This is a genomic window from Bradyrhizobium sp. AUGA SZCCT0222 (assembly GCF_018130205.1).
Taxonomy (GTDB): domain Bacteria; phylum Pseudomonadota; class Alphaproteobacteria; order Rhizobiales; family Xanthobacteraceae; genus Bradyrhizobium.
On record NZ_JAFCLX010000043.1, the window covers coordinates 16,191 to 37,792 of the forward strand.

A 21,602-nucleotide genomic window follows, 5' to 3' on the forward strand; every position below is an offset into this window, starting at 1 on the left:
GCATGGACGCCATCAACCAGCCTCTGCTCGATGTCCGCGATCTCTCGGTGGCGTTCGGCGACACCATTGCCGTGGATCATGTCTCGTTTTCGATTCGGCGCGGCGAGTGCGTGGCCCTCGTCGGCGAATCCGGCTCCGGAAAATCCGTCAGTGCATTGTCGATCCTGAGGCTGTTGCCATACCCGACGGCCTCGCATCCTTCCGGCAGCATTCGCTTTCGCGGCCAGGATCTGTTGACGGCGCCCGAGAACGAGATGCGCGGAATCCGCGGCAACGACATCTCGATCATCTTCCAGGAGCCGATGACCTCGCTCAATCCGCTCCATACGATCGAGGCGCAGATCGGCGAGATACTGTCTCTCCACAACGGCGTCCGCGGCGCGATGGCGCGGGCGCGCACGCTCGAACTCCTGACCCAGGTCGGCATTCCCGATCCGGACCGGCGGCTGCAAAGCTATCCGCATCAATTGTCCGGCGGCCAGCGCCAGCGCGTCATGATCGCGATGGCGCTCGCCAACGAGCCGGACCTGTTGATCGCGGACGAACCGACCACGGCGCTGGATGTCACGGTGCAGGCCCAGATCCTGGCGCTGCTGGCCGAAATCCGCACGCGGCTCGGCATGAGCATGCTGTTCATCACCCACGATCTTGGCATCGTCCGCCGCATCGCCGACGTCGTCTGCGTCATGAATGGCGGCAAGATCGTCGAGCAGGGGCCGGTGGAACAGGTTTTTACGGCGCCGAAGCATTCATACACACGAGACTTGCTCGCGGCCGAACCAAAGCCCGACCCGGCGCCGCCGCGGCCCGATTCGCCGGTGGTGATGTCGGCGGATAATCTGAAGGTCTGGTTTCCGGTCAAGCGCGGCCTGCTGCGCCGAACGGTCGACCATATCAAGGCGGTGGATGGCGTCAGCCTTGCGGTGCGCAAGGGCGAGACGCTCGGCGTTGTCGGCGAGTCCGGTTCCGGCAAGACCACGCTCGGCCTCGCGCTGCTGCGGCTGATCTCGTCGGACGGGCCGATCGTGTTCCTCGGCAAGGATATCCAGGGTCTGCGTTTCAAGGCCATGTTGCCGTTCCGCCGCGACATGCAGATCGTGTTTCAGGATCCGTTCGGCGCGCTCAGCCCGCGGATGTCGGTCGGCGACATCATCGCCGAGGGCCTGACCGTGCATCAGCCCAAATTGAGCTATGAGGAACGCGAGACGCGCGTGATCAAGGCGCTGAAGGACGTGGGCCTCGATCCCAAGACGCGGTTCCGCTATCCGCATGAATTCTCCGGCGGCCAGCGCCAGCGCATCTCGATCGCGCGCGCGGTGGTGCTGGAGCCGAATTTCGTCGTGCTGGATGAACCAACCAGCGCGCTCGACATGCTGTTCCAGGCGCAGATGGTGGACTTGCTGCGCGAGCTGCAGCGCAAGCGCGACCTGACCTACATGTTCATCTCGCATGATTTGCGCGTGGTCGCCTCCTTGGCGAGCCATCTGATCGTGATGCGTCACGGCAAGGTGGTGGAGAAGGGACCGGCGGCCGAATTGTTCAAGAATCCACAGAGCGACTACACCCGCGCCCTGTTCGCCGCCGCGTTCCGGATCGAAGCCGTGCCCGACGGGACGGTCGAGGTTTAGTGGCCAGGTAGCGCGTCAGGCGAACGGGTTCTGGCGCCAAACTCCCGACGCGAAACTCCGCGATCTGCCGACCATCCTCCCGGATTTGATCGTTGCCATCCCGGGTTGAAGTTCGTCTCTTTTTTACCGCCCGCAAACGATCGCGAGCGTTTTTTTCCGGTGAGAAGCCGTCTGCCTGAACGCGTTTGAAACATCTTCGCGGAGCTCAGCCTTGCAAAAATAGTCGATCGCCGTCATGGCGAGCGCTTTCGCGCCATCAATGGCTGTCTTGTCGCCCTCCTCGGAACGAGCCCATGTTGCAAACGCGGGATCGTGCAGCATGACATTTGGGGGTGACATGGAGATGAGCGGGTGCAGCACCGGCACCCGATGACTCACATTCGCCATATCGGAGCCGGCGAGTGGAAGCCGCTCGTAAGGGACGAATTCGCAGCGGCCAAGTCGAGTCGCATTGCTGACATAAGCATCAGCCAAAGGCTCGTTGACAACCATGTCGAGGTAATCGACCGGAGACCATTGAACGTCAACCGTGCAACCCGACGCCAGCGCCCCTGCATCAAAGCAGGCCTGAACGCGCGGCTTCAGTTTCGCCAACGCTTCAGCATCGGCCGCACGCACGAAATAGATGGCGGTCGTCGAATCGGGAACGGTATTCGGGGCGACGCCGCCCGCGGTGATGACGCCGTGGATGCGCTCCGAGGACCGGATGTGCTGTCGCAGTTGCGCGATCGCTTGATAGGACAATGTGATGGCATCGAGCGCGTTGAGCCCCATTTCGGGAAACACCGCGGCATGCGCCGCGCGTCCCGTGTAGACGATCGTCGCCTCCGATATGCAGATGCAGCGGAGAGCTTTGACGTTGATGCCTGCAGGATGAACCATCATCGCGGCTTCAACGCCATCGAATGCGCCGTTGCGCGCCATGATTTCCTTGCCGCAGCCACGCTCCTCGGCAGGCGTCCCCAAATATCTGACGGCGCCGGGTAGCCGTTCTCTCATGCGGTGAAGCGCAAGGACGGCGCCGAGCCCTGCCGTTGCGATGACGTTGTGACCGCAGGCGTGCCCGAGTCCGGGTAGCGCGTCGTATTCGGATATCAGCGCGACCCGCGGTACATCACTTTTGCCGAAGTCTCCGGCAAAGGCTGTTTCGATGCCATAAGCGCCCCGCGTCATCTGGATGCCCTCGGACTCCGCAACCGAGCACAGCAGTTGCGACGCGAAGCGTTCCTCGAAAGCGATTTCGGGGGTGGCATGGATTTTGTGACTCACGCCGAGGAGATCGGTCTTGAGGTCGTCAATCAGATCACAGGCTTCCTGCTTCAAGGCATCGATGGTCATCGGAAGAATCTCCAGGTACGGGGAGGGTTGGGTCTGGGTGCGCGATTGAACCGCGCTGCCCACCTATGCGAATGCTTGTTTGGTCGATGCCGTAGCTGCCACTTCGCCGCGAAGCGCTTTTAGAACCATGCTCGCCGTCAAATCCGGCTGCTCGTGATGCGGCAGATGGCCCATGCCGTCGAGGAGAACACGGTCGGCCCTGGGAAATACGCTCAGGAGTTCAGACTCGTCGGGCATGGGTGTCACCCGGTCAGCCTTGCCCCAGATCAACGTCGTTTTGAGAAGCGCATCCGCCTTGTGGTAAAGCGACCGCGCATCGTGAATCGGCATGTTGCGGATCGACGACAGCAGCGCGCGCTTGAAGCCCTTGAATTTCAGTTCGGGCAAATATTGCGCGCGCACGCGCTCGATCACCGCAGGATCCGGTGAATATGCCGCCAGCCGTTGCTCCAGCGTTTTGTCACCAACGAGCCTGAAGAAATACGCTCCGATAAGGGGCAGATGCACGAAGCGCTTTGAGGAGGATAGCGCCACGCCAAATCCATCTGGCGCGAGAAGGCAGAGTTGCTTGACCGCCGATGGATGCCGGCGTGCGAATTCGGCAATAATCGGACAACCGAATGCGAGTCCGACCAGATGGACCGGCGCTTTCACGTTTAGCGCGGCGAGAAGGTCTTCGAGCTGACGATCAAATGTATCCGGTCCGTAGACGATCCTGGGCCGATCGGAGTAACCACGGCCGAGCAGGTCATAGCGAATGACCCGGTATCCGGCGGCTGCAAGGCGCTCGGCCAACCCATCCCAGATCCAGAGCGACAGCGTTGCCCCCGGAACCAGCACGACGGTTTCGCCGTCGACTGCACCTTCTTCCAGATAGTGCGTCGTCCCCTGCGACAACAGCAGGAATGACCCGCGTGCCCGCTTCCGCGTGGCGTCGTTCATCGGCAGAGGTTCGCGCTTGAGGTAACCAACCAGCGCCAGAACAGAACCAATACCGGCGATTCCGGCTGCCATCCAAATCAAGCTCTCCACGTTCATGCGTTTCCCTATCCGTTTGCATCGGCCAGCAGCCGGCGCTTCCCGCAGCGGTCAGGCTGTTGGATTCGTCGCTGCGATGAATTATGACTGGTCGTCAGTTTGTATTCGCCGGATTATGACCGGCGGTCAGTTTGTGTCAAGAGATTATGACTGTTGGTCATTATGATTTGTTGGCACTCACAGGAAGGAAGCCGAGACGTGGCAGCGCGATCAACCGGACCGACCAAACGTCCGAAGGAACGCAAAGGCGAATTGCTGGAAGCAGCGCGCAGTGTTTTTGCAAAAAAGGGCATCTCGAATGCGACGGTCGATGACATCACCGCGCGCGCGGGCGTATCGAAGGGTACGTTCTATTTATACTTCAAGTCGAAGGACCAGATCGTCGGCAGTCTGTGGGAGCAATACGTCGAGGGCTTCCTCAAGATTACCGAGACGGCGCTTGCCGACGACGGAAAGCAACGCGACTGGCACGCCGTCCTATGGACGATCTTCGAGCAGCTGGTCGGACACGCTCTTCAACATGCGGAACTCCATCGTGTCATCTACAGGTCGGCCGATGCGCAGGCCCTGGAGTTTTGCCGTCGGATCAATGAGAAAGTCATTACGCGGATATCGGCTGCGGTGCGCGACAGCGTCGACAGCGGTCAGATCAAACTTTCAGAGCCGGAACTCATGGCGCGCCTGCTTTACCATGGGACTGATGGCGTCTTGCACGACGCCATCATGAGCGTCACTGGCCTCAAGGAAAAGGAAGTCCTCCGCGCGGTGCGCGAATTGTACATCAAGGTCTTCGGCGCGCCGGTACACTGAAGCTTCGTAACCTCAGCTTCCTCGGTCCGGACTAGATGGACAACCTCCTGAAAGCTCACCGCTAGAGCGGGAGGAGATCAGGTTGGGCCGTGACGATGGAACAATCTGTCTCATTTGCGTATTTTAAGTATCTGAATACCTCAATTTCTCAAATCGAATTTATCCTTTGTTTGCATGGGGTTCCTTTGTTTGCATGGGGTTGTTTTCGAGATTTTGATTTTGGCCCTGCGGTACCGGCCAAAAGGCCCTCGGTCTTACCTCTCCCATCGGGGAGAGGTCGGCGCGTAGCGCCGGGTGAGGGGCTCTGGACTATCGGGGGACCTCAACCCCTCACCCGAATTGCTGCGCAATTCGACCTCTCCCGATGGGAGAGGTGAAGCAAGTTTACGCCAGCCGCTTGATCGACGTGACGTCGCTGCCCGCGGCCTTGATGCGGGCGATGGCTTCGAGCGTGCCTTCAATCGCCGTTGCCATGTGATGCGCGTTGGCATGGACGATGGTGCTGGCGTCGCGCACGATTGCGACGTGACCCTTCCAGAAGATCAGGTCGCCGCGCTGTAACTTCTTCATTTCCGCTGGCGATAGCGCCCGGCCGAGTCCGTCCTGCTGCATGTCGCTATCGCGCGGGCAGCCGGTGCCGGCGGCGTTGAGTGCGATCTGCACCAGGCCGGAGCAGTCGATGCCAAGGCTGCTCTTGCCACCCCACAGATAGGGCGTGCCGACGAAGCGTTCGGCGACCGCGACGAAATCCTGCTCCATCGTGTCCAGGCGGCCGACATGCCGGCGCGGCAGGTACCAGCCTTCACGCGTGATGGCGAACGCGCCGTCTTCGCGCGCCACGGTGACGAGGGCCCCCATCGACAGCGTGTCGCGCGGCGGTTGCTTGATCGAGGCGGCCCGAAACGCAAAGGTCCGCAACGCCGTGATCTTGTGTGTTGGTGTGGCCGCTGGCTTGCCGAGCGCGGCATCGGGGATCCAGCCGACATAGCCGTCGCTGTCGAGCTGGCCCCAGGCAAAGCCTTCGCCGTTGCGGTCGTAGATCGTGACGCGCTCGCCCTTCAGCGCCTGCGTCAGCAGCGCGGCATCGCCGGCCGGCGCCTCGCGCAGCGGCGCGATTGCTTCGACCACAGAGAATGCCTCGCCGGTCACAAAGCGCGCCGCCTCGACCTTGCCCTCGAGATATTTGGCGGCGAGGTCCGGGCGTGCCGGGGTCAGGCGCGGATCATCCATAGCGTTCGCTCAACAGTTTGTAGATTGCGCGCGCGGCCTGGCATTCGCCGCCTTCGGGTCGTGCGGGTTTTGCCGACGGCGTCCAGCCGTAGATATCGACATGCAGCCAGCTCTTGGCGTCGGTGACGAAACGCTGCAGGAAAAGCGCACAGGTGATCGACCCGGCAAAGCCGCCCGACGGCGCGTTGTTGATGTCGGCGACTTTCGAATCCAGCCACGAATCATAAGCCGGCCACAGCGGCATGCGCCACAACGGATCCTGCTCTCCTTTGGCGAAACGCGCGACGTCCTGCGCCAGCGTCTCATCATTGGTGTAAAAGGGCGGTAAATCCGGCCCCAGTGCGACCCGCGCCGCGCCGGTGAGCGTTCCGAGATCCACCAGCAGATCGGGCTTTTCCTCGTCGGCCAGCGCCAGCGCGTCGGCCAGCACCAATCGGCCCTCGGCGTCGGTGTTGCCGATTTCCACCGTCGGTCCCTTGCGTGACTTGAAGATGTCGAGCGGACGGAAGGCGTTGCCGGCCACCGCGTTCTCGACCGCGGGGATCAGCACCCGCAGCCGGACTTTCAGCTTCGCGTCCATCACCATCTGGGCCAGCGCCAGCACGTTGGCCGCACCTCCCATGTCCTTCTTCATGATCAACATGCCGCTGGAAGGCTTCAGGTCGAGCCCACCGGTGTCGAAGCACACGCCTTTGCCGACCAGCGTCACCTTGGGATGCGCAGGATCGCCCCAGCTCATATCGATCAGCCGCGGCGCGCGCGTCGAGGCCATGCCGACGGCGTGGATCAGCGGGAAATTCTGCTCGATCAGTTCGTTGCCGACGATGGCCTTGAAGCTTGCGCCGAAGCGAGCCGCGAGTTGCTCGGCGGCTGCCGCCAGCTCTTCCGGGCCCATATCGTTCGACGGCGTATTGATGAGGTCGCGCGCCAGCGAGGCCGCTTCCGCCATCCGCGTGATGTCTGATATGTCGACGCCATCGGGCGGCACCAGCCGAACATCGGGGCGGTCCGCCTTGCGATAGCGGCCGAAGCGATAGCTTCCGAGCGCGAAAGCGAGCGTCGCAAGGCGCGTGTCGTGCGGCGCATTGGCGAAGCGATAGACGCCAGGTGGCAGCAGGCCGGGCAGCGCGCCGGGCCGGAACAGGTCACGGGATTTGCTGCCTTCCTCCTCGAGACCGAAGATGACCTGCGCAATCTGTCCGTCGGGCGAGGGGAGCGTCAGGCACTTGCCGGGCTTGGCGGAAAAATCGTTGGCGAGAGCAAATTGCTGGGCGTGTGGAGGAAGCTCCTTGCTGACCGTGGCCCATGTTGCCCTGGTGGCAAAATAAATCGGAATGCTGGAGGCGGCGGGCGCGGTCTCGAACGGGGAATTCATGCTGGTCTCGCGGAAAAGGAGCGGGCTCGGTCAGCTGCCGAGCTTGCAGGATATTCGTGTGACTTCAATGGTGAAGCTGCAAAATTGTGGGTGAAAATCCGCCGGGGCCCCAACGCAGAGCCGCAACTCACGCCTGCCGATTAACCAGCCGTTAGGGTTAACAGACTATTGCTGGCGTGTTCGGCTCCACCCGAAATCGTGAGTTGAAGTGCCATGCGTCCATCATCCAGCCTTGTCCGGCCCAATCTTGCCCGGTTTCTCGCTTCCGCGGCCGTGACGGCGATTTTGGCCGCAGGCCTTGGCGGCTGCCAGACCATGTCCGATGTGACGGGCGCGCTGACCCAGAAGTCCAGCAGCGCCGCCGCTCCCGCCATTCCCGACGATCCGCGTCGTGCCGTCGAAGTCTATGGCGAGCGCTATCGCGCCAATCCCAAGGATGCCAATGCCGCCCTGGCCTATGGCCAGGCGCTGCGTGCCTCGGGCCAGCGTTCGCAGGCCGCCGCCGTTCTCGAACAGGCAACCATCGCTCATCCCGGCAACAAGGCGCTGCTCGCCGGCTATGGCCGTGCGCTCGCCGACAACGGCAATTCGCAAGCCGCCTTCGACGTCCTCAGCCGCGCCCATTCGCCCGACAATCCCGACTGGCGCATCCTCTCGGTGCAGGGCACCGTGCTCGACAAGCTCGCCAAGCACGACGAAGCCCGCCGCTATTACGCCAGCGCGCTGAAGATCGCGCCGGAAGAACCGTCGGTGCTGTCCAATCTCGGCCTCTCCTACATGCTGACGCGCGAATTGCCCGACGCCGAGGCGACGCTGCGGCGGGCCTATGGCAATCCGCGGGCGGACGCGCGGGTGCGGCAGAATCTGGCGCTGGTGGTCGGCCTGCAGGGTCGCTTCGCCGAGGCCGAGACCATCGCCAAGGGCGATCTGCCGTCCGAGGAGGCCGCGGCGAACGTGGCCTATTTGCGGGAAATGCTGAGCCGCAAGGATCCGCGCGGCGGCAAGACCGTCCCGGTGGCCGCGCTCAACCGGCCCGACTGACAGCCGCGCGGCGGACCGATCGGCCCGGACCGCTCAATCCAGATTTTCCGCCGGACTAATCCCGATTTAGAACGCTTTCGAGCGGAGCATGCTCCCCGGACTCGATCCGGGGTGGCTGCCGGTTCGCACAGCAATCGAGTTTACGCGGTTTGCGTGCTTATCTGCGGTAGAAAGCGCGCCAAAGCAGCTATCGGTACTGATTCGATCAGAACCGATGATGCTTAGAGAATCGTCAGAGGATCGTCGTCGTCTGCAGCTTGATGTAGGTCGGCCCGAGAATGACGATGAACAGGCACGGCAGGAAGAACAGGATCATCGGCACGGTCAGCTTCGGCGGCAAGGCGGCCGCCTTCTTCTCGGCCTCGTTCATGCGCATGTCGCGGTTTTCCTGCGCCATCACGCGCAAGCTCTGGCCGAGCGGCGTTCCGTAGCGTTCGGACTGCTGCAAGGCCAGACAGACCGATTTGACGCCGTCGAGGCCGGTACGCTTCGCCAGGTTCTCGTAGGCCACCTTGCGGTCCTGCAGATAGGACAGTTCGGCCGTGGTCAGCGCGAATTCTTCCGACAGCGCCACCGATTGCGAGACGATTTCGGTGGAGACCTTGCGAAAGGCGACTTCGACCGACATGCCGGACTCGATGCAGATCAACAGCAGGTCGAGCGCGTCGGGGAACGCGCGCTTGACGGAAAGCTGGCGCTTGGTGATCGCGTTTTGCAGGAACAGCATCGGCGCCTGCAGCCCGAAATAGGCCGCGCCGACGCAGATGCCGATCTTGACCGGCATCGATTTGTCCATGTGCGTGATCACGAAGACGTAGAGGACCGCGCCGATGAAAAGCACGATCGGCGTCACCGCGCGGGCGAACAGGAATGTGACGTAGGGGGCGTGGCCGCGGTAGCCGGCCATGATCAGCTTGTCGCGCGCGGCTTCCTGTGCCAGCCATTTGGTCAGGTTGAAGTCTTCCACCACCTTGGATACCAGCTGCTTCGGGCTCTGGCGCAGCGATACTTTTTCCGTTTTTGCAAGACGGTCGCGCTCGCGCTGCCGGATTCGTTCGCGCTCGCTGGCGACCGCTTTCATGCGCTTGGCGAGGCCTTCGCCGGCAAACAGCGGCGTGACCAGCGTGTAGGCGGTCAGGGTCGCGGCAATGGCGGCCAGGAACATGGTCATGAACCGGGCGTCGTGCATCTTGTTTATGAGGAACTCAACCATGTCACACCGTCAGAAGTCGAAGTTGATCATTTTCTTCATCACGAGGACGCCGATCGTCATCCAGCCAACGCAGCACACAAGCATGAATTGGCCGAGCCGGTCGGTCCACAGCAGCGAGATGTACTCGGGCGTTGTAATCCAGACCAGCACCATCACGACCGGCGGCAGAGAGCCGATGATGGCGGCGGAGGCCTTGGCTTCCATCGACATCGCCTGAATTTTCTCCGCCATCTTCTTGCGGTCGCGCAGCACCTTCGAAAGGTTGCCGAGCGCTTCCGACAGGTTGCCGCCCGATTTTTGCTGGATCGCGATCACGATGCCGAAGAAGTTGGCTTCCGGCACCGGCATCCTTTCATAAAGACGCGCACAGGCCTCGCCGAGCGGCATGCCGATGGCTTGGGTCTCGATGATGGCCAGGAACTCGCTCCTCAGCGGCTCCGGCGAGTCGGCCGCGACCACCTTGATCGATTCGAACAGCGGCAGTCCGGCCTTGATGCCGCGGACGATGACGTCGACGGCGTCCGGCAGCGCTTTCAAAAATGCCTTTTCGCGCTTTTTCTTGAGATAGCCCAGCAGCCAGCGCGGCAGCCCGAAGCCCGCGCCGAAGGCCATGCCGACGGCGCCCAAAACGCCGCCGCCGACGCTGAACGCGGCGAAGCCGGCGACCGCAGCCAGGACGCCGGAGATGACCCAGAACTTCTGCGTCGACCAGGAAAGTCCGGCCTGGGTGATGCGCGTGCTCAGGGGAACGGATTTTTCCTTCAGCCGGCGCGACTCGAGATCCTTGAGCGATCCCTCGACCTGTTCGCGGCGTGAGCGCTGGCTCTTGTCGGCCTGACGCGCTGCCGCGGGTTCGGACCGCGCGATCGAGGCGCGGCGCGATTCCGCTTTCTTCTCGCCGGACAGCATCGGGTAGACGAAGACCCAGGCGATGCCGCCGATCGCGGTGAATGCGAGAAAAGCCAGTGCGAGCGCTTGAATGGACATCAGCGTGCTCCGGGTTCAGCTGTGACTTCGGCGGCATCGAGCGCGGCCGCGAGCCGCTTCTCCTCGCCATAATATCGTGCGCGTTCCCAGAACCGCGGGCGTCCGATGCCGGTCGAGCGATGCTTGCCGATGATCTTGCCGTTGGCGTCTTCGCCGATCATGTCATACAGGAACAGGTCCTGGGTGATGATGGTATCGCCTTCCATCCCCATCACCTCGGTGATGTGGGTGATGCGCCGCGAGCCGTCGCGCAGACGCGCGGCCTGCACGATGACGTCGATCGAGGCGCAGATCATCTCGCGAATGGTGCGGGACGGCAGCGAAAATCCGCCCATCGTGATCATCGATTCGCAGCGCGACAGGGCTTCACGCGGGTTGTTGGCGTGCAGCGTCCCCATCGAGCCGTCGTGGCCGGTGTTCATCGCCTGCAGCAGGTCGAACGCCTCGGGTCCGCGGACTTCGCCGACGATGATGCGTTCGGGCCGCATACGCAGGCAGTTGCGGACCAGTTCGCGCATCGTGACCTGGCCTTCGCCCTCGATGTTGGGTGGCCGGGTTTCCAGCCGCACCACGTGCGGTTGCTGCAGCTGAAGCTCGGCGGCGTCTTCGCAGGTGATGACGCGCTCGTCATGCTCGATGAACTGGGTCAGGCAGTTCAAGAGCGTGGTCTTGCCGGAGCCGGTGCCACCGGAGATCAGCACGTTGCAGCGGACGCGGCCGATGATCTGGAGGATTTCCGCGCCTTCCGGCGAGATCGCGCCGAACTTGACCAGCTGCTCGAGGGTCAGCTTGTCCTTTTTGAATTTGCGGATGGTGAGCGCGGGCCCGTCGATTGCCAGCGGCGGCACGATGGCGTTGACGCGGGAGCCGTCGGCCAGACGCGCGTCGCAGATCGGCGATGATTCGTCGACGCGCCGGCCGACCTGGCTGACGATGCGCTGGCAGATGTTGAGCAGTTGCTGGTTGTCGCGAAACCGGATGCCGGTCTTCTGGATCTTGCCGGCGACTTCGATGAACACCGTGCCGGCACCATTGACCATGATGTCGGCGATGTCGTCGCGCGACAATAGCGGCTCCAGCGGACCGTAACCGAGCACGTCGTTGCAGATGTCGTCGAGCAGCTCTTCCTGCTCGGCAATCGACATCACGATGTTCTTGATCGCGATGATCTCGTTGACGATGTCGCGGATTTCCTCGCGCGCCGACTCGCCGTCGAGTTTGGCGAGCTGGGCAAGGTCGATCGCCTCGATCAGGGCGCCGAAGATCGTGGCTTTGACCTGGTAATAATTGTCGGAGCGCCGCGCTTCCATGGCGGGCGCCGGCGGCGGTTTCGAGGGCGCGATCGGCGGGGAAGAGACGGTCGGCGCGGCCATTTCGCGCGAAACGGCCGCCACGCCGGAGGGTTCCGGCGCGTGAATGGCGGGCTTCGGCGCCCGCGTGTCGTTGTCTCCGCTACGCTTACCAAACACGATCGTACTCCACGCGGACGGATTACTTCTTGGCCCGCAACTTCTCGATCAGGGGCGACAGGAACGACCCCTTCGGCTTCTTGGTCTCGCCGCGGCCTGTCAACCGCTGCGCAATCTGCAGGAACATCTCGGTGGTCCGGTGATTGGCGGAGATTTCCGCAATCATCTGGCCGTTGTTGGCGGCCGAGCCGAACATCTGCGGCTCGAACGGGATCGTGGCGATCGGCTGGCTCTCGATGGCCTTGGCGAATTCGCTGGCGGGGATCTCGGGGCGCTTCGGAATGCCGACCTGGTTGAGGCAGTAGAGCGGCGCGCGGTCGTTCGGCCGCGACGCCTTCAAGAGGTCGTAGATGTTCTTGGTGTTGCGCAGATTGGCCAGATCGGGGGCCGCCACGATCAGAATATCGTCGGCTGCGATCAGCGCGCGTTTGGTCCATCCCGACCATTGATGGGGAACATCGAGCACGATGCAGGGCATCGTGGTGCGAAGCGTATCGAAGATCGCATCGAAAGCGTCGGCGCCGAAATCATAGACCCGGTCGAGCGTCGCTGGCGCCGCGAGCAGGCTGAGATGGTCGGTACATTTCGACAGCAGGCGGTCGAGAAAGGCGGTATCGACCCGGTCGGGCGAGAACACCGCGTCCGCGATGCCCTGCGGCGGGTCCTGGTTGTAGTCGAGGCCGGCGGTGCCGAAGGCGAGGTCGAGATCGGCGACCACCGAATCCAGCGCCAGATCGCGGGCGATCGCCCAGGCGACGTTATGCGCGACGGTGGACGAGCCGACGCCGCCCTTGGCGCCGACCACGGCAATGATGCGGCCGACCGCCTTGGCTTCGGGCGCCGAGAACAGGTTGCAGACCGCCCGGACGACGTCGATGGCGGTGACCGGGGCGATCACATAGTCGCTGACGCCGCGGCGCACCAGCTCGCGGTACAGCGTGACGTCGTTGATGCGGCCGATCACGATCACGCGCGTTCCGGCGTCGCACACGGTGGCCAACTGATCGAGGCCGAGCAGGATATCGTTGCGGCCTTCGGTTTCCAGAATGATCACGTTCGGTGTCGGCGCGGAGCGATAGGCCTCGATGGCGGCGGCCATGCCGCCCATCTGGATCTTCAAATGAGCCTTGCCGAGGCGGCGGTCTTCGCCGGCCGATTGCACGGCGGCAGCGGTTTCCACCGTCTCGCAGAATGCCTGGACGGACACCCGCGGCGCCGGCGCGATGTGATCTTCCGTCGACGGCGGCGGGCCGTCCGGCTGCTGTTCGGGGGTCTGGCGCGAGTAGCTGATCATTTGCCTGTATCGCTGAGTTTGGCCTTGTCGGCTTCGGGATAGGTGGTCGTGGTTGACGTACCCTTGCGATATTTGTCGAAGGCGATGTTGCGCCGCGGCGTATAAGCGGGCGTCTCCTCACGCGGCTGCACGAGATCCGACGGATTATCGACCATCGCGGCAAGATTGCGCTGATTGGAGCAACCGAGATTGTAATAGGGCTTGTTTTCGAAATAGCCCCTGTTGTTGACGGACGGTCCGAGGTCGTCGGGCCACAGGCCGCAGGGACCGGCGGTGGCCGAGATCTTCGGATAGGTCAGCCGGATCGCCGCCATGTGCCTGGGGTCCTCGGGACGATACTGGCGTATGGCGACCGCGCGCGGCGGGACGCCGGCGGCGGCGAACGTCGCCTGGATCTCGCGCAATGATTCGCTGGCAGCGCGCGCGTTCGGCGTATCGGTGGGCATGTCGATGGTGATGCCGCCGGTACCCTCCTTGAGCCAGGTCTGGGCCATTCCCATCACATCGGAGCGCTGGTTCGCGGAAAGTCCGCCGCGGCCACGGCCGACGAATACGATCACCGTGCGATCGGCTTCCTGAATCGCGATCGGATGGCGCAGGCGATAATCGTCCGGCACGCTTGCGGTCGCCACCGGGTCGGTGTGCTTGCAGGCGCCCAGCACCACGGCCAGACCGATCAGCGCTCCCGCGAGGCGGAGAGCGCGCTTGCGGCCGGCGGTTATTGCGGATGTGCTTTGTCGTGTCATCGTCCCGCCTCAGTCCGTAATAAAGCCGTAGGTGCCGCGATATTTCCGTCCCGGCTCATTGCTGCGGCCCGGAACGCCGTAGACGCGATTGATGCTGCCGAGCAGATCGGTCTGCGGATCGGAGGCGTTGGCGAATCCGTCATCGGGGCGCGAAAGATCCTTCTGCGCCACCGCGCGAACCACGTAGGGCGTCACCAGGACCATCAACTCGGTCTGGCTGTTGACGAAGTCGCGGCTGCGGAACAGCGTGCCGAGCACCGGCAATTGCGCCAGACCCGGAAAGCCATTGATGGCCTGCTTGGTCTGTTCCTGGATCAGGCCGGCCATCGCCATCGCGCCGCCCGAGGGAATTTCAAGCGTTGTCTCCGCGCGGCGGGTCTTGATCGAGGGAATGGTCAGCGAGTTGGTGCTCGTGGAGCTCACCGACTGGGTCAGCGTGATCGAGTTCTCGTTCGACAGTTCGGATACCTCGGTCATCACCCGCAGGCTGATACGGCCTTCGGTCAGCACGACCGGCGTGAAATTGAGCGAAATGCCGAACTTCTTGAACTGGATCTGGGTCGTACAGACGCGCGTGACCGGGTCGCAGGAATAGCCTGCGGGAACGGGAAACTCGCCGCCGGCGATGAAGGTGGCGGACTCACCGGAAATAGCGGTCAAATTGGGTTCGGCCAGCGTCCGCACCACGCCGGCGCTTTCCATGGCGCGAAGGGTAGCCGTCACCGACGGGACGTTGCCGCCGCCGAACGTTCCCGATGCGGCGTTAGCTGCGACCAGCGGGCGGCCATAGGCGGTAAACGGGTTGGCGTTGCTGAAGTTCACCACCGCCGTGCCGTAGGTCATGCTGGCCGTAAGGTCGATGCCCATCTGCTTGATGATGTTGCGCGCGACTTCGGCAACCGTCACCTTCAGCATCACCTGGTCGCGGCCGCGGACGGCGATCGAATTGACGACCTTGTCGGTGCCGCCGGCGAGGCGGGAGGCCAGATCGAAGGCCTGCTGCGCGTCGATCGGGCTTGCCGCCGTGCCGGTCAGCACCACGCCGTCGCCGACGCCGTCGATACGGATGTCCGAGTTCGGAAGCGTCTGTTTCAGTGCGGCGCGCACGCCGTTGAGGTCGCGCGTGACCGCAATGTCATAGGCCGCGATCTGCTGGCCCGCCGAATCGAAGAATATGATGTTGGTCTGCCCCACCGCCGCGCCGATGATGTAGGCGCGCTGGGAGGAGCGGACGACGGCGTTGGCGATCTTCGGATCGGCCACCAACACGTCCTTGATGTCGCGCGGCAGGTCGATCACGATCGACTTTCCGATCCCGAGCGAAACCGCGCGCGCGTTCATCTGGCCGTCCATGGCGGCGGGCGCCGCGGCGCGATAGTCGCTTGCCTTGACCGGCGTCAGGGCCGGATTGAGCGTCAGCGCTGCGACCGCCGAGAACGACAGGGCGCGGACGATAAATGTCCGCAGCATCGGCTGATTTCCCCTGCACTTCATAACGTGCGTCCTTTCGGTCACTTCTGCATCGACTGCTGGCTGGCCACGCCGTATCTGACGAGGCTGATGCTGTCGCCGCGCCGGATGGGTTGGCCGTCCGTCTTGTTCTCGACCATGTTGATGTCCGCGATGCTGCGCAGCGCCAGCGACAGCGTGCCGCTCTGCCATTGCATATCCTCGGGCTTGAGCGACTGACCGAGGCCGATGTCGCCCTTGGCGACCAGAATATCGATGGTCTGCAGCTGCGCGGCCGGCTCGGGCGCGGCTGGCTGGTGGTCGGATCCGCTGGCCGGATTTGCGGCCGTGCCGCCAGCGCCCATGGCGATGGTCAAAACGACAATGCGAGCGGTATTCATACGCTTCACTTTCCACATTACGCCGCGACGCTTCCGCCGCCGTGATGGGAGTTGACCAGCTATTCGTCAAAGCATGGTTAATGAGGCGTGAGTAAATTGCCTTAACGGTGCGTTACCGTTCGAAGGATCAATGCATTGCGAGGTGCGTGACGTCGATCGACTTGATCCACTGGGTCTCCGGATAGACCATCAACGCGCCGATCGCGAGCGCGATGCCGTAGGGGATTCCGGTCTGTTTGTCGTGGAGGCGGAGCAGCCAGGCCTGGCCCGTGAGCGGCCGGGGGAGCGGCCATTGCCTGGCATAGAGCAGCAGCAGCGTCAGGGCGCCGCCGAGCAGCGACGCATAGAGCAGATAGTTGAGCAGGTGATCGAAGCCGAACCAGAGCGCTACCCCAGCCGCGACCTTGGCATCGCCGCCGCCGACCCAGCCCATCGCGAAACAGCCAAAGGCCACGACGAGGACAGTGGCGCCGGCGCCGAGATGCATCAGGAAATCGTTCAGGCCCATTCCGCCCAGCGGCGCCAGAACCAGAAAGCCGGCCACCAGGGCCAGCGATATCCGGTTCGAAATCGTCATGGTGAAAAGGTCGCTCGCGGCCGCGAATGCCATCAGGGCCGGAAACAGCATGAGGCGGGCAATATCGAGGATCATGGATTCACACAGCCCGTGCTGCCAACGCGAAGGCCGGGAAGACCTGAAAGAAGACGTTCCAGCATCCGGCGAACCTATCGACCAGAAGTGAACAATCGGAAAACGGCCCGCACGAGACGGACCCCGCAAAAACCCCGCGTCTCGGAAACGACCCCTAAGTCGCGCAAACGACAAAGGCCCCGGGTGACCCCGGGGCCTTTGAAGCAGATTGCGACGATCGCTTATTTCAGCGAGGTCGAGATCGTGCCGAAGTTGGTCGACAGCTTGCCGCCGACGCCCTGAACGGCGGTGATGATCGCGATCGCAATACCGGCGGCAATCAGGCCGTATTCGATGGCAGTCGCGCCGGACTCATCCTTGACGAAACGCGAAACGAGATTCTTCATAATAGATAACTCCTGTGTACACGTGGCTGGTCGAACTATCATTTGGTCTCGCCGGCGTTCTCAGCACCGTGACCATGACGTCACCCTAAAAGCCGACCATTGCGGCGCAGTTAATTCGATTGCGTAAAACGGCGGGGAACTCGCTGTTCTCACTCAGAGTAAACGCGGAATTAAGCCAGTTGATAAAATGCGCGTAGTATTGCGGGCCTTGCTGTCGCAGCCGCGGACCGCCTGAATCATTGCCGGATTCACCGCTCCTTAAGCGCGAGGGTGATACCCCCTTGGGTCTCCCCATCAAGCGAGGCCGTCATGTCGGGTATGCCGTTGGAAGTCATCGAGATGATGGGCCAGACCATGGCGAAGGTGGTGCCGGTTACGATCGGCCTCGCCCTGGTGTTCACGGTGCTCTCGCATTTCTGGGCCTGCAATCCCGGCAAGCCGTGGTGGCGCAAGCGCGAACTCATCACCGACATCTGCTACTGGTTCTTCGTTCCCGTATTCGCCCGTGTGTTCCGCATCGGGTTATTGGTGCTTGGCGCCGGTGTTGTCTTCAACATTCATGACGTCGACGCGCTGGTCGCATTCTACGACAATGGTCACGGGCCGCTGGCCGCGCTTCCGCTCTGGGTGCAGGCGCTGCTGTTCCTGGTTGCCTCCGACTTCATGCTGTATTGGCTGCACCGCATGTTTCACAGCGGCGGCTTCTGGAAGTACCACGCGATCCATCATTCTTCGGAAGATCTCGAGTGGATTTCCGCGGCGCGGTTTCACCCCGTCAACCTGTTCATCGGAACGATCATGGTGGATGTCATCCTGTTGATGGCGGGCATCTCGCCCAACATCATGCTCTGGGTCGGGCCGTTCACGACCTTCCACTCGGCCTTCGTCCACGCCAATCTGAACTGGACGCTCGGCCCGTTCAAATATGTGCTGGCGACGCCGGTGTTCCACCGCTGGCATCACACCTCGCAGGAAGAGGGCGGCAATACCAATTTTGCCGGCACCTTCCCGCTCTGGGATATTCTGTTCGGAACGTTCCGGATGCCGGAAAACAAGCTGCCTGACAATTACGGCGTCGAAGATCGGTCGGTGCCGGCCGAAATCGGCGGACAACTGGCCTATCCGTTTCGACAGTAGCGCGCGTTCGAGGAAAGCATGCCCTCGGACTTGATCCGAGGGTGAACCATGGCCGGAAAGATCTGGCGCGGTGGCCCGGCGGGTTTCTGCCGGAAGTTTTCCTCACGACGGAATTGACCGCCCAATCCGATCGCGGCACGCTGCGCGCCTGAGCCCTGCAGAAATCAAGTTCTGCGGGAGCGGCAGATCGCACAAGGTGTTAAGAAGCGGCATGTTCCTGGGCCTGGAAATCGTCGAGATGCTTGGCCAGACGATGGCCATTGTGGTGCCGGTGACGATCGCCCTGGCGCTGGTGTTCTCGGTGCTGGCGCATTTCTGGGCCTGCAATCCCGGCCGGCCGTGGTGGCGCAAGCGCGAGCTGGTGACCGACCTCGCTTACTGGTTCCTGGTGCCGCTGTTCGCCCGCGTGTTCCGGATCGGGCTATTGGTGCTCGGCGCCGCCCTGGTGTTCCAAATTCATGACGCCGACGAACTGATCGCCTTCTATGACAATGGCCATGGGCCGCTGTCGACGCTGCCGCTGTGGCTGCAGGCGGTGCTGTTCCTGGTGCTCGCTGATTTCATGATGTACTGGCTGCACCGCATGTTCCATGGCGGCGGCTTCTGGAAATACCACGCCATCCATCATTCCTCCGAGGATGTGGACTGGATTTCGGCGGCGCGCTTTCACCCCGTCAACCTGTTGCTCGGGACCATCGGGATCGACGTCGCGTTGCTGATGGCGGGCATTTCGCCGAACGTGATGCTGTGGCTTGGCCCTTTCAACATTTTCCATTCGGCGTTCGTTCACGCCAATCTGAACTGGACGCTCGGCCCGTTCAAATACGTGCTTGCCACCCCGGTATTCCATCGCTGGCACCACACCGCGCCCGGAGAGGGCGGCAATACCAATTTCGCGGGCACCTTTCCGCTCTGGGACATCCTGTTCGGAACTTTCCGGATGCCCGAAGGCCGCTTGCCGGACAATTACGGTGTCGACGATCAGTCGACCTTCCCGACCGAGATCGCCGGGCAACTGGTCTATCCATTCAGGAAATAGGTTCGGAACGCGAAGCGTCGGGCGTCAGTCCGGTTCCCGACAGCGGGGTTTGTTAACGTGACTTCGATGCGCTCCCTTAACCTTGCTTTGACCTATATCCGGCTAGACTCGCTTCAGCGCCGGAAGCGTCGCTGCGTCATGTATGAGTAAAAGCGTATGAACACCGCCCGAATTATCGTTCTGGCCATCGCAATCAGTGCTGGCGGTGTTGCCGCATACCTTGCGAGCGGTATCGACAGAGAAGCTCCCGCACCGGTCGCAGCAGTACCACAATTGCCGACGGTGGATGTGCTGGTGGCCAAGGATGACATCGGCCTTGGCCAGACTGTCGCCGCCGAAAACCTGCAGTGGCAGACCTGGACCGAATCGTCCTCAAGCGGCAGCTTCATTCGCAAGAAGGACCGGCCCGAGGCCATCACCCAAATCGTTGGCTCCATTGCCCGCATGCCGTTCATCGCGGGAGAACCGATTCGCGAGCAGAAGTTGGTCAAGGCGAACGGTTCAGGGTTCATGGCGGCGATCCTGCCGACGGGAATGCGGGCCGTCTCGACTGAAATCTCGGCCGAAACCGGCGCAGGCGGCTTCATTCTGCCGAACGACCGCGTCGACGTGATTCTGTCGAAGCGCGAGAAGCAGCAGAGTGTCGATGGCGCGGGGCAGCCGCCCGATATCATCTCCTCCCAGACCGTTCTGACCAATGTCCGGGTTCTCGCGATCGACCAGGCCCCCAAGGAAAAAGACGGGCAAAATGCGGTGCTGGGAAAGACGGCGACGCTGGAAATGACGCCTGATGAAGTCGAGATTCTTGGAAAAGCACGCCTGAGCGGGAGTTTGTCACTGGCGTTGCGCAGCATCGCAGACAGCAAAACGACCGCTATTGCTTCAACCGGCAATAGCAAACTGGTCACGGTTTACCGCGGAAGCAGCAGCGCCGACGTGCTGAGCTGCACGCCGCTTTGCGCCCGGCGGTAGAGGGTTAACATCCGCCTAACGGCGCGGGTCGTTCTGCTTCGATCGGGCGAAACACTTCGACAATCTGTTTCGGCTACTTATGACGGCAGTTCCGCTCGCGCCTGAGGTCGCTTCGATGCCGTCGCATATCCGCTCTTTCAGCCAGTTGTTGCGCCGTTTTCGCCGCAATCGGGGCGGCTCGACCGTCGTCGAATTCGCGTTGGTCGCGCCGATGTTCTTTGCGCTGCTGTTTGCGATCATCGAGACGGCGTTCATGTTCTTTGCCAGCCAGGTGCTCGAGACCGTGACGCAGGATTCGGCGCGCATGATCATGACCGGTCAGGCGCAGAACGCCGCCTACACCCAGGCGCAGTTCAAGACCTATGTCTGCGGCAAGGTCGCCGCGCTGTTCGATTGCGCGAAGATCTCCGTCGACGTGCAGAGCTATCCGCAGTTCAGCAGCGTCAACATCGCCAACCCGATCGACGCCAGCAAGAACTTCGCGGCTCCCAACAATTACAGCCCCGGCGGACCCGGCGACATCGTGATGGTGCGGCTATTCTATGAATGGCCGATCCTGGTCACCAAGTTCGGCTATGACATCTCGAATCTGAGCGGAAGCAAGCGGCTGTTGAGCGGGACCGCCGCGTTCCAGAATGAACCTTACTAGGCTTCGAGCGAAGTTGACCTGGTTCGCGTTGAGAAAACGCACCAAGACAAGATAGGCAGGGCGATGAGTCTGATGACGAGAATCTGGCTTCGCATGCGGCGCTCCGCGCGCGACCTGTCCGGCGATACCAGGGGTCTCGCCGCCGTCGAATTCGCCATGGTCGTGCCGCTGATGCTGGTGCTGTTTTTCGGCACGGTCGAGTTCTCGTCCGGCGTCGCGGTCGACCGCAAGGTGACGTTGGTGGCGCGAACGCTGTCCGATCTGACGTCGCAGAACACGTCGGTCACCACGACCCAGCTGACTAATATATTCAATGCCAGCACTAGCATCATGACGCCCTATTCGGCCGCGGATGTGAACGCCAGGATCGTGGAGCTCTACGTTGACGCGAACCTCACCGTTCGTCAGATCTGGAGCGCCACGTCGGGATCTACGCCGCCGTCAGGCGCCGTGACTGTACCGAATGCGCTGAAGATCGCCGGCACGTATCTGATCTATAGCGAGGTGAGCTACAAATATAAGCCCGCTATCGGTTACGTGATGGCGAAGGGAGGAATCAATTTGAGCGATTTCACCTATACCCGTCCGCGCCAGTCACTGTGCGTTTTCAATCCGCCGCCTGCGGCTGGCGCCACTGGTAGCTGTCCCACTACTTAGGTCGCGCGGCGCAAGGGTCGCGCCTCTGCCACGCATAAAAAAAAGGCCGCGCCATGGGCGCGGCCTTTCGTTATTTCGAAGCAATTTTCAA

At 62.4% G+C, this 21,602-nt stretch carries 20 protein-coding genes and 1 pseudogene; 8 read left to right on the top strand and 13 right to left on the bottom strand.

Annotated features, from left to right (window positions below):
- The first annotated feature begins 2 nt into the window (after positions 1-2).
- The gene (locus JQ629_RS28440; protein ID WP_212415432.1) at positions 3-1,628 is read left to right on the top strand and encodes an ABC transporter ATP-binding protein; all 1,626 of its coding nucleotides are present in this window, start codon (positions 3-5) and stop codon (positions 1,626-1,628) included.
- A gap of 123 nt (positions 1,629-1,751) precedes the next feature.
- On the opposite strand, the gene JQ629_RS28445 is transcribed toward JQ629_RS28440, so the two are convergent.
- Together JQ629_RS28445 and JQ629_RS28450 are read right to left on the bottom strand one after the other, a co-directional pair.
- Positions 1,752-2,966 (bottom strand): M20 family metallopeptidase, encoded by a 1,215-nt coding sequence (locus JQ629_RS28445; RefSeq protein ID WP_212415433.1) that lies wholly within the window; start codon positions 2,964-2,966, stop codon positions 1,752-1,754.
- Positions 2,967-3,029: 63 nt separating this feature from the next.
- Entirely contained in the window at positions 3,030-4,004 is a 975-nt protein-coding gene (locus tag JQ629_RS28450; RefSeq protein ID WP_212415434.1) for an alpha/beta fold hydrolase, read from the bottom strand.
- Between the two features lie 162 nt (positions 4,005-4,166).
- Here JQ629_RS28450 and JQ629_RS28455 point away from each other — a divergent pair, with 162 nt between their 5' ends.
- The gene (locus JQ629_RS28455) at positions 4,167-4,814 is read left to right on the top strand and encodes a TetR/AcrR family transcriptional regulator (protein ID WP_249135337.1); all 648 of its coding nucleotides are present in this window, start codon (positions 4,167-4,169) and stop codon (positions 4,812-4,814) included.
- Positions 4,815-5,198: 384 nt separating this feature from the next.
- On the opposite strand, the gene JQ629_RS28460 is transcribed toward JQ629_RS28455, so the two are convergent.
- Together JQ629_RS28460 and JQ629_RS28465 are read right to left on the bottom strand one after the other, a co-directional pair.
- On the bottom strand, positions 5,199-6,044 hold the full coding sequence (locus JQ629_RS28460; protein ID WP_212415436.1) for a C40 family peptidase: 846 nt from the start codon (positions 6,042-6,044) through the stop codon (positions 5,199-5,201).
- Entirely contained in the window at positions 6,037-7,419 is a 1,383-nt protein-coding gene (locus JQ629_RS28465; RefSeq protein WP_212415437.1) for a leucyl aminopeptidase family protein, read from the bottom strand. The genes JQ629_RS28460 and JQ629_RS28465 overlap by 8 nt, the downstream gene beginning before the upstream one ends.
- 213 nt (positions 7,420-7,632) lie before the next feature.
- On the opposite strand from JQ629_RS28465, the gene JQ629_RS28470 reads away from it, so the two are divergent.
- A complete protein-coding gene (locus JQ629_RS28470) occupies positions 7,633-8,460 on the top strand; it encodes a tetratricopeptide repeat protein (protein ID WP_212415438.1) in 828 nt (275 codons plus the stop codon).
- Positions 8,461-8,692: 232 nt separating this feature from the next.
- Here JQ629_RS28470 and JQ629_RS28475 read toward each other — a convergent pair whose 3' ends face one another.
- The 9 genes and pseudogenes from JQ629_RS28475 to JQ629_RS28515 form a co-directional block, all read right to left on the bottom strand.
- Positions 8,693-9,673 carry a type II secretion system F family protein gene (locus JQ629_RS28475; protein WP_212267038.1) on the bottom strand — a complete coding sequence of 327 codons (981 nt, stop codon included), beginning with the start codon at positions 9,671-9,673 and terminating at the stop codon, positions 8,693-8,695.
- 9 nt (positions 9,674-9,682) lie between these two features.
- A complete protein-coding gene (locus tag JQ629_RS28480; protein WP_212415439.1) occupies positions 9,683-10,660 on the bottom strand; it encodes a type II secretion system F family protein in 978 nt (325 codons plus the stop codon).
- A complete protein-coding gene (locus JQ629_RS28485) occupies positions 10,660-12,129 on the bottom strand; it encodes a TadA family conjugal transfer-associated ATPase (protein ID WP_212267043.1) in 1,470 nt (489 codons plus the stop codon). The genes JQ629_RS28480 and JQ629_RS28485 overlap by 1 nt, the downstream gene beginning before the upstream one ends.
- A 22-nt stretch (positions 12,130-12,151) precedes the next feature.
- Entirely contained in the window at positions 12,152-13,423 is a 1,272-nt protein-coding gene (locus JQ629_RS28490; RefSeq protein WP_212415440.1) for a CpaE/TadZ family protein, read from the bottom strand.
- On the bottom strand, positions 13,420-14,169 hold the full coding sequence (locus JQ629_RS28495; protein ID WP_212415441.1) for a CpaD family pilus assembly protein: 750 nt from the start codon (positions 14,167-14,169) through the stop codon (positions 13,420-13,422). Before JQ629_RS28495 ends, JQ629_RS28490 begins: the two co-directional genes overlap by 4 nt.
- Before the next feature lie 9 nt (positions 14,170-14,178).
- Positions 14,179-15,663, bottom strand: a complete 1,485-nt coding sequence (locus JQ629_RS28500) for a type II and III secretion system protein family protein (RefSeq protein ID WP_212267049.1) — start codon at positions 15,661-15,663, stop codon at positions 14,179-14,181.
- 158 nt (positions 15,664-15,821) lie between these two features.
- Positions 15,822-16,019: pseudogene (locus tag JQ629_RS37290) on the bottom strand (Flp pilus assembly protein CpaB); the annotation flags it as partial.
- A gap of 127 nt (positions 16,020-16,146) precedes the next feature.
- Positions 16,147-16,671: an A24 family peptidase gene (locus JQ629_RS28510; RefSeq protein WP_212415443.1), complete on the bottom strand. Its 525-nt coding sequence runs from the start codon at positions 16,669-16,671 to the stop codon at positions 16,147-16,149.
- A gap of 221 nt (positions 16,672-16,892) precedes the next feature.
- Positions 16,893-17,057 (bottom strand): Flp family type IVb pilin, encoded by a 165-nt coding sequence (locus JQ629_RS28515; protein WP_192737154.1) that lies wholly within the window; start codon positions 17,055-17,057, stop codon positions 16,893-16,895.
- A 309-nt stretch (positions 17,058-17,366) separates the two neighbouring features.
- Here JQ629_RS28515 and JQ629_RS28520 point away from each other — a divergent pair, with 309 nt between their 5' ends.
- From JQ629_RS28520 to JQ629_RS28540, 5 genes are all read left to right on the top strand, one after another.
- Positions 17,367-18,194, top strand: a complete 828-nt coding sequence (locus JQ629_RS28520; protein ID WP_212415444.1) for a sterol desaturase family protein — start codon at positions 17,367-17,369, stop codon at positions 18,192-18,194.
- Positions 18,195-18,405: 211 nt separating this feature from the next.
- The gene (locus JQ629_RS28525; protein ID WP_212415445.1) at positions 18,406-19,233 is read left to right on the top strand and encodes a sterol desaturase family protein; all 828 of its coding nucleotides are present in this window, start codon (positions 18,406-18,408) and stop codon (positions 19,231-19,233) included.
- A gap of 156 nt (positions 19,234-19,389) precedes the next feature.
- Positions 19,390-20,205 carry a Flp pilus assembly protein CpaB gene (cpaB, locus tag JQ629_RS28530; RefSeq protein ID WP_212415446.1) on the top strand — a complete coding sequence of 272 codons (816 nt, stop codon included), beginning with the start codon at positions 19,390-19,392 and terminating at the stop codon, positions 20,203-20,205.
- 115 nt (positions 20,206-20,320) lie between these two features.
- Positions 20,321-20,854: a TadE/TadG family type IV pilus assembly protein gene (locus tag JQ629_RS28535; RefSeq protein WP_212415447.1), complete on the top strand. Its 534-nt coding sequence runs from the start codon at positions 20,321-20,323 to the stop codon at positions 20,852-20,854.
- Positions 20,855-20,917: 63 nt separating this feature from the next.
- Positions 20,918-21,511 carry a TadE/TadG family type IV pilus assembly protein gene (locus JQ629_RS28540; RefSeq protein WP_502753406.1) on the top strand — a complete coding sequence of 198 codons (594 nt, stop codon included), beginning with the start codon at positions 20,918-20,920 and terminating at the stop codon, positions 21,509-21,511.
- Positions 21,512-21,602: the final 91 nt, after the last annotated feature.